The organism is Mycobacterium sp. NGS51 (assembly GCF_059812525.1).
The window spans coordinates 1-14,348 of sequence record NZ_JCALCV010000025.1 but is presented as its reverse complement, the minus strand read 5'-3'; the positions used below and the strand labels follow the sequence as shown (position 1 = coordinate 14,348).

At 64.6% G+C, this 14,348-nt stretch carries 12 protein-coding genes and 1 pseudogene; 8 read left to right on the top strand and 5 right to left on the bottom strand.

The window, feature by feature from the left end:
• Positions 1 to 5: 5 nt before the first annotated feature.
• The 4 genes from AC5Y5W_RS23040 to AC5Y5W_RS23025 form a co-directional block, all read right to left on the bottom strand.
• On the bottom strand, positions 6 to 899 hold the full coding sequence (locus AC5Y5W_RS23040; protein WP_500012318.1) for an Rv0045c family esterase: 894 nt from the start codon (positions 897 to 899) through the stop codon (positions 6 to 8).
• A 74-nt stretch (positions 900 to 973) separates the two neighbouring features.
• Positions 974 to 2,068, bottom strand: coding sequence for an inositol-3-phosphate synthase (locus tag AC5Y5W_RS23035; RefSeq protein ID WP_500012319.1), 1,095 nt, complete (start codon positions 2,066 to 2,068; stop codon positions 974 to 976).
• Positions 2,069 to 2,126: 58 nt separating this feature from the next.
• A complete protein-coding gene (locus AC5Y5W_RS23030; protein ID WP_499889799.1) occupies positions 2,127 to 2,669 on the bottom strand; it encodes a PadR family transcriptional regulator in 543 nt (180 codons plus the stop codon).
• Between the two features lie 123 nt (positions 2,670 to 2,792).
• Complete coding sequence (locus AC5Y5W_RS23025; RefSeq protein ID WP_500012321.1) at positions 2,793 to 3,635, bottom strand: DUF1707 SHOCT-like domain-containing protein; 843 nt, start codon at positions 3,633 to 3,635, stop codon at positions 2,793 to 2,795.
• 112 nt (positions 3,636 to 3,747) lie between these two features.
• Between AC5Y5W_RS23025 and AC5Y5W_RS23020 the strand changes: the two genes are divergently transcribed.
• The 8 genes from AC5Y5W_RS23020 (at position 3,748) to AC5Y5W_RS22985 (ending at position 13,710) form a co-directional block, all read left to right on the top strand.
• Complete coding sequence (locus AC5Y5W_RS23020; RefSeq protein ID WP_500012323.1) at positions 3,748 to 4,182, top strand: DUF5318 domain-containing protein; 435 nt, start codon at positions 3,748 to 3,750, stop codon at positions 4,180 to 4,182.
• The gene (locus tag AC5Y5W_RS23015; RefSeq protein WP_500012325.1) at positions 4,175 to 6,703 is read left to right on the top strand and encodes a transglycosylase domain-containing protein; all 2,529 of its coding nucleotides are present in this window, start codon (positions 4,175 to 4,177) and stop codon (positions 6,701 to 6,703) included. The genes AC5Y5W_RS23020 and AC5Y5W_RS23015 overlap by 8 nt, the downstream gene beginning before the upstream one ends.
• Positions 6,700 to 8,340, top strand: a complete 1,641-nt coding sequence (locus tag AC5Y5W_RS23010; protein ID WP_500012327.1) for a glycosyltransferase family 87 protein — start codon at positions 6,700 to 6,702, stop codon at positions 8,338 to 8,340. The genes AC5Y5W_RS23015 and AC5Y5W_RS23010 overlap by 4 nt, the downstream gene beginning before the upstream one ends.
• Positions 8,341 to 8,499: 159 nt before the next feature.
• Entirely contained in the window at positions 8,500 to 8,790 is a 291-nt protein-coding gene (gene rpsF / locus AC5Y5W_RS23005) for a 30S ribosomal protein S6 (protein WP_499889791.1), read from the top strand.
• 87 nt (positions 8,791 to 8,877) lie between these two features.
• Positions 8,878 to 9,399, top strand: coding sequence for a single-stranded DNA-binding protein (locus AC5Y5W_RS23000; RefSeq protein WP_499889789.1), 522 nt, complete (start codon positions 8,878 to 8,880; stop codon positions 9,397 to 9,399).
• Positions 9,400 to 9,430: 31 nt separating this feature from the next.
• Positions 9,431 to 9,685 carry a 30S ribosomal protein S18 gene (rpsR, locus tag AC5Y5W_RS22995; protein WP_499889787.1) on the top strand — a complete coding sequence of 85 codons (255 nt, stop codon included), beginning with the start codon at positions 9,431 to 9,433 and terminating at the stop codon, positions 9,683 to 9,685.
• A gap of 30 nt (positions 9,686 to 9,715) precedes the next feature.
• The gene (gene rplI / locus AC5Y5W_RS22990) at positions 9,716 to 10,174 is read left to right on the top strand and encodes a 50S ribosomal protein L9 (protein ID WP_500012328.1); all 459 of its coding nucleotides are present in this window, start codon (positions 9,716 to 9,718) and stop codon (positions 10,172 to 10,174) included.
• A gap of 458 nt (positions 10,175 to 10,632) precedes the next feature.
• Positions 10,633 to 13,710, top strand: a complete 3,078-nt coding sequence (locus AC5Y5W_RS22985; protein ID WP_500012330.1) for a replicative DNA helicase — start codon at positions 10,633 to 10,635, stop codon at positions 13,708 to 13,710.
• A gap of 126 nt (positions 13,711 to 13,836) precedes the next feature.
• Here the strand turns inward: AC5Y5W_RS22985 and AC5Y5W_RS22980 are convergent.
• Positions 13,837 to 14,348: pseudogene (locus AC5Y5W_RS22980) on the bottom strand (hypothetical protein); the annotation flags it as partial.

The window sequence follows — 14,348 nt, the reverse complement described above, 5'->3', positions numbered from 1 at the left end:
CTGGCTCAGCGCGCGTCGAGCACTGCCCGCAGGATGTCGACCAGTGCGCGAGGCTGGTCGCTTTGCACCGAGTGCCCAGAATTCTCGACGATGTGCGCGCTCCGGAAATGCTGTGCGCGACGGCGCAATTCAGCGACGTCATCGTCGCTGACGAAGCCGGAGGCGCCGCCGCGAATCAGGGTGACGGGCGCGCGCAGGGTGTCGACGTCGGTCCACAGACTTGCGAAGTCGGGGAAGGTGCGGATGGCGTCGTAGCGCCACGTCCAGCGGCCGTCGTCGAGCCGCCGAGAGTTGTGGAACACGCCGCGGCGCAACGCTTTCGGGTCCCGATGTGGCGCGGCGGCGGTGGTCAGCTCCAGCATCGCTTCGAAGCTGGGGAACTCGCGCTCGCCGTGCATCAACGCTACGGTGCCCTGTTGTTCCTTGGTCATTTCGGCGTGCCGCTGCAACGCCGACGGAGTGACGTCGATGAGCACGAGTTCCTTGACGAGTTCTGGTGCCATCGCCGCCAACCGGATCGCGGTGAGCCCGCCGAGCGACATGCCGACAACAAGCTCGGCGTTCGGCGCCAGGGTGCGCAGCACCGGCGCCAGGGCGTCGGCGTTGAGCTGCGGCGAGTAGTCACCGTCGTCGCGCCACGTCGAATGGCCGTGGCCGGGCAGATCCATGGCCAACGCCGGCTCGCCCACCCCGGCGATCACGGTGTCCCAGGTGTGCGCGTTCTGCCCGCCGCCGTGCAGGAAGATCACCCGCGGCGGGCGCTCATCCCAGCGCAGCGCGCTGATGCCGCCGGTGTCGATCCGGTGCACGTCCGGTAGCCGGCGTGTCACGCCGGCCTGTTCGGCGTTTTCATGCAGCAGCGCGAACTCGGAGAGTCCGGCCAGTTCGTCGTCGGTCATCGCTACTCTGCCGCGAAAGTGCAACTAGCTACGCATTTTCCAAGAAGAGCCGTCGGCAGTTGCACTCTCGTGGGCTAACCGATGATGAACTGTTCGAGTTGGGCGCGCGCGACGTCGTCGGGCAGCTGCTTCGGCGGGCTCTTCATCAGGTAGGCCGACGCCGGCACGATCGGGCCACCGATCCCGCGGTCCTTGGCGATCTTGGCCGCCCGCACCGCGTCGATGATGACGCCCGCCGAGTTGGGCGAGTCCCACACCTCGAGCTTGTACTCCAGGTTCAGCGGCACATCGCCAAACGCGCGGCCTTCCAGCCGCACATAGGCCCACTTGCGGTCGTCGAGCCAGCCGACGTGGTCGGACGGGCCGATGTGCACGTCCTTGGTCTTGAACTCGCGCTGCAGGTTCGACGTCACGGCCCGCGTCTTCGAGATCTTCTTCGACTCCAGCCGCTCACGCTCGAGCATGTTGAGGAAGTCCATGTTGCCGCCCACGTTGAGCTGCATCGTGCGGTCAAGCTGCACACCGCGGTCCTCGAACAGCTTGGCCATCACCCGGTGGGTGATCGTCGCGCCGACCTGACTCTTGATGTCGTCGCCGACAATCGGCACTCCTGCGTCGACGAACTTCTTGGCCCACGCCGGGTCGGAGGCGATGAACACCGGCAACGCGTTGACGAACGCGACTCCTGCGTCGATCGCGCACTGGGCGTAGAACTTGTCGGCCTCTTCCGAGCCGACCGGCAGGTAGGAGACCAGCACGTCGACCTTGGCGTCGCGCAGCGCCTTCACGACGTCGACGGCGTCGACGTCGGACACCTCGATGGTGTCGGCGTAGTACTTGCCGATGCCGTCCAACGTCGGGCCCCGCTGCACCACCACGTCGGTGGGCGGCACGTCGGCGATCTTGATGGTGTTGTTCTCCGACGCGAAGATCGCCTCGGACAAATCGAAGCCGACCTTCTTGGCGTCCACATCAAACGCGGCGACGAACTTGACGTCGCGCACGTGGTACGGCCCGAAGCGCACGTGCATCAGGCCCGGCACCGAGGCCGCCTCGTCAGCGTTCTGGTAGTACTGGACGCCCTGTACCAGCGAGGACGCGCAGTTGCCGACGCCGACGATGGCGACCCGGATTTCTGTCGACGCCTCTGCCGCGGTTTGGTCAGTCATTAGGGCGTTCTCCTTACTTCTCCCTGTGTCGTGGGTATTTCGGTGTTGCTGGATTGTTCTAGGACTGCTCCGCGCGGTGTTGCGCCACGCGTTCGGCTGCGATCAGCTCGTTGAGCCAGTTGACTTCCCGTTCGCTCGACTCCAGCCCGAGCTGGTGCAGCTGGCGGGTGTAGCGGTCGAACGAGTTGCTGGCCCGCGCCACTGCTTCACGCAGGCCCTCACGGCGTTCCTCGACCTGGCGGCGCCGGCCCTCCAGGATGCGCATCCGAGCTTCGGCCGGGGTGCGGTTGAAGAACGCCAAGTGCACCCCGAAGCCGTCGTCGGTGTAGTTGTGTGGCCCGGTGTCGGCCACCAGCTCAGAAAACCGCTGGCGGCCGGCGTCGGTCAGCTGATACACCCGACGGGCCCGTCGCACCGGCGTCCCGGCGGGGGCGGCGTCCTCGGCGATCAGCCCGTCGGCCTGCATGCGGCGCAGCGCCGGGTAGAGCGACCCGTAGGAAAACGCCCGAAACGCGCCGAGCAGACCGGTCAGCCGTTTGCGCAGCTCGTAGCCGTGCATGGGCGACTCGAGCAGAAGGCCGAGGATGGCAAGCTCCAGCATCGAGGCACCTCCTTTGCTCGGCCGTTACGACGGTTGGATGTGTCGGGGTATAGCTTCGCGCAATAGTATCGCCCCGATATATTTGCCACCACACCAGCTGGTGTTCGCACTGCGTTCAACTGGTCAGGACGGGTAGTTCACCCGTTTGACGGAGCCGTCACCGGCGAACTCGATGTATCCGCCGCCGTAGTCGCTGGAGACATACACCGACAGTGACAGTGCCTGCGGCGTGGTCGAGTCGCGCGAGGGCTGCACGATCAGATAGGTGGACTTGACGTCGGCCGGCTTGATTCCCAGCGTTTCCGGTGCGCCCCGCAGAATGCCGACCGTCGCCTTCGGGTCGAACTGCCCCAAGTCGACGAGCGCAGCGTCACTGCTTTTAGCTGAGCTGGTCGGATCGCCCCACCCGCCGCGATAGGTGTAGCTCAGTTGCCGGCGCTGCTCATTGGGGTCCGCGCGCTCCATCGACGCGTAGTCGGGGTAGATCACCAGGCGATAGCCCATGGTGTCGCCGAACTTCTTGCGCGCCTGCTCCATCAGCCCGGTCAAGCCGCCCAGCGACTGCAGCTGACGCGGCGGCGTCAGTACCACCGGCGCGATACCGTCGGGTTTTTCGCCGGGATCCGACGTGAAGCTCAGCGGCGAGCTGGTATTGCCGTAGAGACCCCAACCGATTCCGATGCCGAGCAACACCGCGACGACCAGCGCGGCCGCGGCGATACCGCGGCTGCCGAGCGTCGGGGATTTGGCGAGTGCCGGCAGTTGCACCGGGGCGCTGGCCGTCTGCAGATCACCCACCAGCGTGTGCAGATCACCAAGTGTCACCGCACTGGTGGCCGCGCTGATCCGTTCCCGGTGCTCCTCCATCGACAGCTGGCCCTCGTTGAGCGCGCCGTCGAGAATCTTGCACGTGTCGTCCCGGTCGCTGTCTTTGGCCCGGGTCGCCGTCGTTTGCCGCGTCGCCACGGCGATGATCGTAGAGCCCACAATGCGCCGCAACGCAGAAACGCGCAGCTCGAACTCGTTCGCCGGGTCCGTCACACATCGGTACTCGGTCACTCGTCGTACTCTGGTGGGCGTGCGATTGCAGCGACAGGTAGTGGACTATGCGCTTCGGCGTCGCTCACTGTTGGCCGAGGTCTATTCGGGGCGAACCGGGGTGTCCGAAGTTTGTGACGCCAACCCGTATCTGCTGCGCGCCGCGAAGTTCCACGGCAAGCCCAGCCCGGTGATGTGCCCGATCTGCCGCAAGGAGCAGCTCACGCTGGTGTCGTGGGTGTTCGGCGACCATCTGGGCGCGGTTTCCGGTTCGGCGCGCACCGCCGAGGAGCTGGTGGTGCTGGCGTCTCGCTACGAGGAGTTCTCGGTACACGTCGTGGAGGTATGCCGGACCTGCAGCTGGAATCACCTGGTCAAGTCGTATGTGCTCGGCACCGCACGCCCCGCCAGCCCGCCCGGGGGATTGCGCAGCACGCGGACGGCGCGCAACGGCGCACGCACGGCCAGTGAATAACGAAGGGCGCCAAGACCGGTCAGCCACTGACGGCCCCAGCGGGTCAGCGGCCGACGGTGAGTCCGAGCGCCGACCGGAAAGTGCCAAATACCGCGGTGGGCATCGAACACCCGGCCCGCGGCAGCGTCGTCCCGTCCCGCCCGACGACCGATTGACGACGATTCTTCCACCGGTCACCGACGACCGATCACAGCGACTGCGCGACCCGATCGAGGCGGTCAAGGCCGCGCTGGACGCCAGCTCGCCAGCGAGAAGCGCACGGGACGATCTCCTCGGCGAACGGGCGGCATCCCTCGGGGAACGGCGTGGCGGCGGAAAGCCGCCCGGTGGCAGCCCGCCCGGTCCGCCACCCCGCGGCCCGGCGCAACCGAACTGGGAGTGGTTCCGCCAGCTGGACTGGACTTGGCTGCGGCGGATCAACTGGATGTGGGTCCGGCGTGGGCTCTACGTGACCGCGGCGGTGGTGTTGCTGTTGCCGATCGTCACGTTCGCGATGGCCTACCTCATCGTCGACGTGCCCAATCCCGGCGACATCCGGACCAACCAGGTGTCGACGATCCTGTCCAGTGACGGCTCGGAACTCGCCAAAATTGTTCCACCCGAAGGCAACCGGGTCGACGTCAACATCAACCAAGTGCCGGTGCACGTGCGCCAGGCAGTACTCGCCGCCGAAGACCGCAATTTCTATTCCAACCCAGGGTTCTCGCTCTCGGGTTTCGCTCGGGCGGTCAAGAACAACGTCTTCGGCGGCGATACGCAGGGCGGCTCGACGATCACCCAGCAATACGTCAAGAACGCACTGGTGGGCTCGCAGCGCGCCGGGGTGAGCGGATTGATCCGCAAGGCCAAAGAACTCGTCATCGCCACCAAGATGTCGGGGGAGTGGTCCAAAGACGATGTGCTGCAGGCCTACCTCAACATCATCTACTTCGGCCGCGGCGCGTACGGGATTTCGGCAGCAGCCAAGGCCTACTTCGACAAACCCGTCGAGCAACTCGACGTCGCCGAAGGCGCGCTGCTGGCCGCGCTGATCCAGCGCCCGTCGACACTGGATCCCGCCGTCGACCCAGGAGGCGCCAGAATCCGGTGGAACTGGGTGCTCGACGGCATGGTCGAAACTGAGGCGTTGACGCCGAAGGACCGCGCTACCCAAGAGTTTCCGGCGACGGTGCCACCGGACCAGGCCAGTGCCCAGAACCAAACCACCGGGCCTAACGGTCTGATCGAGCGGCAGGTGACCAAGGAGCTGCTCGAGCTGTTCAACATCGACGAGCAGACCCTCAACACGCAGGGCCTGCAGATCACCACCAGTATCGATCTGCAGGCCCAGAAGGCTGCCGAGAAGGCGGTTGCGAAGTACCTCGAGGGACAGGATCCCGACATGCGGGCCGCGGTGGTTTCGATCGATCCGCATGACGGCGCGGTGAAGGCCTATTACGGCGGGACGGATGCCTACGGCTTCGACTTCGCCCAGGCCGGTCTGCAGACCGGGTCGTCGTTCAAGGTGTTCGCTCTGATCGCCGCGTTGCAACAAGGCATCGGCCTGGGATATCAGGTCGACAGCTCCCCGCTCACGGTCGACGGCATCAAGATCAGCAATGTCGAGGGTGAAAGCTGTGGAACCTGCAACATTGCCGAAGCGCTCAAACGGTCGTTGAACACCTCCTATTACCGGCTGATGCTCAAACTCAAAAACGGTCCCGAGGACGTCGCCGAGGCCGCACACCAAGCGGGCATCGCCACCAGCTTCCCGGGGGTGTCGCACACGCTGTCCGAAGACGGTGAGGGCGGACCGCCGAACAACGGGATCGTGTTGGGCCAGTATCAGACCCGGGTGATCGACATGGCCTCCGCGTACGCCACGCTGGCCGACTCCGGCGTCTACCACCCGCCGCATTTCGTGCAAAAGGTGGTCAACTCCGACGGCAAAGTGCTTTTCGACGCCAGCACGTCGGATAACTCCGGCGAACAGCGCATAGACAAGGCCGTCGCCGACAACGTCACGTCAGCCATGCAACCGATCGCCGGGTACTCACGCGGGCACAACCTCGCCGGGGGCCGGCCATCGGCGGCCAAGACCGGGACCACCCAATTGGGCGACACCGACGCCAACAAGGACGCCTGGATGGTCGGCTACACCCCGTCATTGTCGACGGCAGTGTGGGTGGGCACCACCCAGGACAACGAGCCACTGGTCAACAAATGGGGCTCGCCGGTCTACGGTTCGGGGCTGCCGTCCGACATCTGGAAGGCGACGATGGATGGTGCGCTGAAGGGCACAAACAGCGAAACCTTCTCCAAGCCAACCGAAATCGGCGGGTACGCCGGTGTCCCAGCTGCGCCACCACCGCCGCCACCCAAGCCGGAGGAGCCGCCACCCGGGACGGTTATCCAGCCCAGCATCGAAGTGGCCCCCGGCATCACCATCCCGATCGGACCACCCACCACCATCCCCGCCGCTCCCGCCGTCCCCGTCGGGCCGGCGCCCGGAGCACCCGAGGCGCCTGTTCCGCCGCCGTGACGGACGCCTCGCCAGGCCGTTCCGCCACGGTTTCACCGGGGCTCTTGGCTGCTGACTTACGTACTGTCGACGAGCGCGATTGTCCAAGCCGTACCGACTTTTTGGGTTCGGCACTGGCGGGCGTCATCGGTGGTCCGGTGGGCCGGCATGCGTTGATCGGCCGGACCAGGTTGTGGACACCGTTGCGGGTGATGTTCGTGTTTGCGCTGGTGTTCATGGCGCTGGGATGGTCGACCAAGGCGCCGTGTCTGGTGTCCACCGGGTCTGGGCCCGGGGACCATCGGGTGGCCAATTGGCAAAATCAGCGGGCCTATTACGAGCTGTGCTACTCCGACACGGTGCCGCTTTACGGTGCAGAGTTGTTGAGCCAGGGCAAGTTTCCCTACAAGTCGAGCTGGGTCGAGACCGACGGCAGCGGCAAACCACAGGTTCGTTACGACGGTCAACCCGCGGTCCGCTATATGGAATACCCGGTGTTGACTGGCGTCTACCAGTACGTGTCGATGGCGTTGGCCAAGACCTATACCGCGTTGAGCAAGCTGATCCCGCTGCCGGTGATCGCCGAAGTGGTGGTGTTCTTCGACGTTGCTGCGCTGGGCCTGGCGTTGGCGTGGCTGGCTACCGTGTGGGCCACCGCGCGATTATCGGGCCGGCGGGTGTGGGATGCGGCGCTGGTCGCCGCGTCGCCGGTGATCATCTTTCAGATGTTCACGAATTTCGATGCGTTGGCAACGGCTTTCGCGATGGGCGGCCTGCTGGCGTGGTCGCGCCGACGGCCGGTGTGGGCCGGTGTGCTGATCGGCCTTGGCGTTGCCGCCAAGCTCTACCCATTGTTGTTGTTGGGCCCGTTGCTGGTGTTGGGTATCAGGACCGGTCGCCTCGGTGAGCTGGCCCGCACCGCGGCCACGACGGTTGCGACGTGGCTACTGGTGAATTTGCCGGTGATGGTGCTGTTTCCGCGCGGCTGGTCGGAGTTTTTCCGGCTCAACACCCGCCGGGGCGACGACATGGATTCGCTGTACAACGTCGTCAAATCGTTCACCGGTTGGCAAGGTTTCGATCCCTCCCTGGGTTTCTGGCAGCCGCCGACGGTGCTGAACACCGTCGTGGCGGTGTCGTTCGTGTTGTGTTGCCTGGCAATCGGTTACGTCGCATTGACCGCCCCGCAGCGGCCCCGCGTTGCGCAGTTGGCATTTTTGGTGGTCGCGGCCTTCCTGTTAACCAACAAGGTGTGGAGCCCGCAGTTCTCGCTGTGGCTGGTGCCGCTTGCGGTGTTGGCATTGCCGCACCGCCGGGTGCTGTTGGCGTGGATGACGCTGGATGCGTTGGTGTGGATACCGCGGATGTACTACCTCTACGGCGTGCCCAACCGTGGGCTGCCCGAACAGTGGTTCACCGCGGCGGTGCTGGTGCGCGACGTCGCGGTGGTGGTGCTGTGCGCGATCGTGGTGCGCCAGATTTATCGCCCCGATGAAGACCTGGTCCGTTGGCGCGGGCGTATCGACGATCCAGCGGGCGGAGTGTTCGATCGCGCCGACGATGCTCCGCCGCGCTGGCTGCCGGGTTGGCTACAGCCCGCGCCCCCGCCTCGCCGAGCCTGCGCCCAGAGCGAGAAAATCGCCCGAGTCACGACCTGACCGCAGTCTCGACGCCGTCACCGCAGTCTCGACGGCAGCTGTCGGATTTCGCAGGCACAAGCACTGTCCGGTAGCCTGAGTCGGTTGCCGACGCAGGCGACCCTCCTGCCACGGAGAAGACCGTGGCCGCAGACGACCATAGGAGGTGATGAGGTTCCCATGCGTCCATACGAAATCATGGTCATCCTTGACCCCACTCTCGACGAGCGCACCGTAGCTCCGTCGTTGGAGGCCTTTCTCAATGTCATCCGCAAGGACGGCGGCACGGTAGACAAGGTCGACATCTGGGGCAAGCGCCGGCTGGCGTACGAGATCGCGAAACACCCTGAGGGCATTTACGCCGTGATCGACGTCAAAGCCGAGCCGGCGACGGTGTCCGAGCTTGACCGTCAGCTCAGCCTCAACGAGTCGGTGCTGCGCACCAAGGTGATGCGCACCGACAAGCACTAGGCCTGTGGGCGAATGGTCGCGGGGCGTCGTAGCCCTTGCGTAGGCTCAGCGAAATGACAATCCACCCGCCGATGCCAGGAGGTCGTTGTGGCTGGTGACACCACCATCACCGTTGTCGGAAACCTGACCGCTGACCCCGAACTTCGGTTCACCCCGTCCGGTGCTGCGGTGGCGAACTTCACCGTGGCCTCGACCCCGCGGATCTATGACCGCCAAGCCGGCGAATGGAAAGACGGCGAAGCGCTGTTCCTGCGGTGCAACATCTGGCGGGAAGCTGCGGAGAACGTCGCGGAAAGCCTGACCCGGGGTTCCCGGGTGATCGTGCAGGGCCGGCTCAAGCAGCGTTCATTCGAAACCCGCGAAGGCGAGAAGCGCACGGTGTTCGAGGTCGAGGTCGACGAGATCGGCCCCTCGCTTCGCTACGCCACCGCCAAGGTCAACAAGGTCAGCCGCAGTGGCGGCGGCGGTGGCGGCTTCGGCGGTGGTGGCGGCGGCGGCTCCCGCCCGGCGCCCGCGCAAGCCCCCGCGGCTGGCGGCGGCGACGACCCGTGGGGCAGCGCCCCCGCCTCCGGCTCGTTCGGCGGCGGTGACGACGAGCCTCCCTTCTGATACCTGAACGACAGAACGAAAGAGACAAACAATGGCCAAGTCCAATAAGCGGCGTCCGGCTCCGGAAAAGCCGGTCAAGACGCGCAAGTGCGTGTTCTGCGCCAAGAAGGACCAAGTGATCGACTACAAGGACACCACGTTGCTGCGCACCTACATCAGCGAGCGCGGCAAGATCCGCGCTCGCCGGGTGACCGGCAACTGCGTCCAGCATCAGCGTGACATCGCGCTCGCGGTCAAGAACGCCCGCGAGGTAGCGCTGCTGCCCTTCACCTCCTCGGCGCGGTAAATCCGCACCGCAGAACGAAAGCACGAAACGATGAAGCTGATTTTGACTGCCGAGGTCGACCACTTGGGTTCCGTCGGTGACACCGTCGAGGTTAAAGACGGGTATGGACGCAACTTCTTGCTGCCGCGGGGGCTGGCGATCGTCGCGTCTCGGGGCGCGCAGAAGCAGGTCGACGATATCCGTCGTGCCCGCGAAACCAAGCAGGTGCGCGACCTGGACCACGCCAACGAACTCAAGGCGGCAATCGAGGGGCTGGATGGGGTGTCGCTGCCGGTCAAGACGTCCGGTGACAGCGGCAAGCTGTTTGGGTCGGTGACCGCTGGCGACGTCGTGGCCGCGATCAAGAAGGCCGGCGGCCCCAACTTGGATAAGCGCATCATCCGGCTGCCCAAGGCGCACATCAAGGCGCTCGGCAGCCACCCGATCACGGTGCATCTGCATCCCGACGTCAACGTCGAGATCGCGCTGGACGTCGTCGCCGAAAGCTGACCCGTTCCACCCCCACCCCGGCGGGAGCCCAAAGCGGCGCCGCCGGGGTTGTCGGCGTTGGGCTGGCGAACTTTTCCCGCGGACGCCCATTAGCGAACGTAACCGTCTGTTAACGCGAGGCATAGTCGGCCGCAATGCAACACGCCCGAGTCGGCAACCTGACACGACACGCCGAAGAGATTCCCATCCACACAATTTGCGTGCCGTTGTGGTGCGCTTATCTGCAGTAATGCGGTCCGGCTCGACAGTGCTCCACAGGTTCTCCACACCCCCCTAACACAGCCGCTGACAGATATGCACAGTCGATCCACAGCTTCATAAACAACACCGTTTGGAGTCCGTGCCAGCAACCCTTACCGTCAACCCGGCGCTCGGCAGTGTCGGTGCATTGACCTAGCGTTCACAGCATCGGGATCGAATGGACGTTCGACCGGTGTGCCGGAGGAGGTGGGGAGCTCATGGCGGTCGTTGACGATCTCGGAAACCCCGGCACGGATGCCCCCAGCGAAGACTTCGGCCGCCAGCCGCCGCAGGATCTCGCGGCCGAGCAATCGGTGCTCGGTGGGATGCTGCTGAGCAAGGACGCGATTGCCGACGTGCTGGAGCGGTTGCGGCCAGGCGACTTTTACCGGCCGGCGAACCAGAACGTCTACGACGCCATCCTCGATCTGTACGGCCGTGGCGAGCCGGCCGACGCGGTGACGGTTGCCGCCGAACTGGACCGCCGCGGTCTGCTGCGACGGATCGGCGGTGCGCCGTATCTGCACGACCTGATCTCGACGGTGCCGACGGCAGCCAACGCCGGCTACTACGCGAGCATCGTGGCCGAGAAGGCGCTGCTGCGCCGGCTGGTCGAAGCCGGCACCCGGGTGGTGCAGTACGGCTATGCCGGTGCGGAAGGCGCCGACGTCGCCGAGGTGGTCGACCGGGCGCAGGCCGAGATCTACGACGTGGCCGACCGCAGGCTCTCGGAGGACTTCGTCCCGCTGGAGGACCTGCTGCAGCCGACGATGGACGAGATCGACGCCATCGCCTCCAACGGCGGGGTGGCGCGCGGTGTGCCGACCGGGTTCGTGGAACTCGACGAGGTGACCAACGGTCTGCATCCCGGGCAGATGATCATCGTTGCGGCCCGACCCGGTGTCGGCAAGGCGCTGGCGCTCGATACCCCGCTGCCGACACCGACCGGTTGGACCACGATGGGCGATGTCGCCGTCGGCGACCTGTTGCTCAGCGCCGATGGGCAGCCGACACGAGTGGTAGCCGCGACCGAGGTGATGCTGGGCCGGCCCTGCTATGAGGTCGAGTTCTCCGACGGGACAGTGATTGTCGCCGACGCCGATCACCAGTGGCCGACACGCTATGGCGTCCGAACCACGGCCCAGTTGCGGTGCGGGCTGGACACCATCGCCGGCGCCGGCTCAATCGGGCGCTATACCCAAGGCGGCACAACGCTGATGGCGCCGGTGCTGCAGCTAGACGCGGTGCGACGCGTGACCAGCGTTCCGGTGCGCTGTGTGCAGGTCGACAACGGCGCCAGCCTGTATCTGGCCGGCCGGGGCATGGTGCCGACGCACAACTCCACGCTCGGGCTGGATTTCATGCGGTCCTGCTCGATCAAGCACCGGATGGCCAGCGTGATCTTCTCGCTCGAAATGAGCAAGTCGGAGATTGTGATGCGGCTGTTGTCGGCCGAGGCGAAAATCAAGCTCGCCGATATGCGTTCGGGTCGGATGAGCGACGACGACTGGACCCGGCTGGCGCGGCGGATGAGCGAAATCAGTGAGGCGCCACTGTTCATCGACGACTCACCGAACCTGACGATGATGGAGATCCGCGCCAAAGCACGGCGGCTGCGGCAGAAATCAGATCTGCGGCTGATCGTGATCGACTATCTGCAGCTGATGACCTCGGGCAAGAAGTTCGAATCGCGTCAGGTCGAGGTCTCTGAATTCTCAAGGCACTTAAAGCTTTTGGCCAAGGAACTTGAGGTCCCGGTCATCGCCATCAGCCAGCTCAACCGTGGGCCCGAGCAGCGGACCGACAAGAAGCCGATGTTATCGGACCTTCGCGAATCGGGCTGTCTCACCGCTGCGACGCGCATCCTGCGCGCTGACACCGGTGCAGAGGTCACCTTCGGTGAGCTGATGCGCACGGGTGAGCGGCCGCTGGTGTGGTCGCTCGACGAGCAACTGCGGATGGTGGCGCGTCCCATGACCAACGTGTTCCCGAGTGGCCGCAAGGAGGTGTTCCGGCTGCGGTTGGCGTCCGGACGTGAAGTTGAGGCCACCGGTAACCATCCGTTCATGACGCTCGACGGCTGGACTCCATTGGATCAGCTCACGGTTGGCGACCGGCTTGCTGTACCGCGTCGGGTTCCCGAGCCGGTTGCAACGCAGCGAATGGCTGACTCCGAGGTGGTACTGCTCGCACACATGATCGGCGATGGCTCCTGCGTCAAGAACCAGCCGATCCGGTATGCCTCGATCGACGAAGCCAATCTGGCCGCGGTGACGATTTCCGCTGCCCACTTTGGTGTGACCGCCGTGCGGGACGACTACCCGGCAGCGCGGGTCACGACACTGCGACTCCCAGCGCCATACCACTTGACGCACGGGCGACGTAACCCGATTGCCGCATGGCTGGATGAGCTGGGGCTGTTTGGATTGCGCAGCTACGAGAAGTTCGTGCCGGAGCGGGTTTTCGCATTGCCGACCGATCAAGTGTCGTTGTTCCTACGCCATCTGTGGGCGACTGATGGCTCGGTGAGTTGGGACGACAAATTTCGCGGAGCGCGCATTTACTATGCGTCGACGAGCCGGCGTCTGGTCGATGAGGTGGCAGCCCTTTTGCTTCGCGTCGGGGTATTCGCTCGGATCAAGCGGGTGCTGAAGGCCGGATATCGCGACTGCTGGCATCTGTACATCTACGGTGCGGAGAACCAGACAAGGTTCCTCCACCAAATAGGCGCACATGGTATGAAAGCCGTTGCCGCACAGAAGGTGCTCGCTAAACTTGAGCGTGTCGTCCGTAACACTAACCTCGACACCGTGCCAAAAGAAGTGTGGTCTCAGGTTAAGACATCGTTGGTAAGCCGGGAGATGACACATCGGCAGTTCGCTGCCGCCATGGGCACCCAGTTCTGCGGATCCACGATGTGGAAGCACGCACCCAGCCGGGGACGCTTGCACCGTGCCGCGGCGTTGCTTGAAGACCGCGAGATTCATGCGCTAGCTACCAGCGATGTGTTCTGGGATCAGATCGTAGAGATTACGAGTCTTGGCGAGATGGATGTCTACGACGGAACTGTTCCAGGCACGAATAACTTTGTAGCACAAGGTATTTCAGTCCATAACAGTCTCGAACAAGATAGTGACATGGTCATCCTGCTGCACCGGCCGGATGCGTTCGAGCGCGACGATCCGCGCGGCGGCGAAGCGGACTTAATTCTCGCGAAACACCGTAACGGCCCGACCAAGACCGTGACTGTCGCCCATCAGCTGCACCTGTCGCGGTTTGCGAACATGGCGCGGTGAGAGCTACATAATAAGCGTGAGCCGCGGCGGCGGTCGTCAGGACGAGAAATCTGCCCCGGGGAGTGCCGATGTCCGCTGCCTAGTCGAGAATTGTTGGTGTCATAACGGAGTGCCGCGGCCATCGGACTACGTCCGGTTCCAGAGTCGTTCGAGAATCGCGACATCGCCGGAGTCCAAATCTTGATCGCCGAAAATTGCAAATACCGTTGTGTCCCAGGGTCGTACAGCATCGTGACGCGGTGTCAGCATTACCGCGACGGTGACTGCCTCAGGACGAATTGACTGGTCAAGTGCAGATGTCCACTCGTGATGTCGGAGCATCGTCCACCTGCGGAAGGCCTCTTTATGCAGCTCGGTGAATTGATTGCAGACGACGTATCCAAGATGCAAGTACGCGGCTCCAAGTAGGTAGCGCCGCATGTCCCAATGGGCCGTGCCCTGGCTGACAGCCGATGTTCGGCCGAGATGCGTGAGCAGCCGCCGACCGATCACCGATCGTTCCGCGACAGGCAGTTGATCGAGGAACCACAACAGCTTCAGACGATCGGTCTCGTCTCGATCCCACGGTCCGTCGGCGATGTCTTCAAGCATCTGCCGGTATGTCCGCGTGCCGTATTCGTCAGCGGTGCTGACGGGCT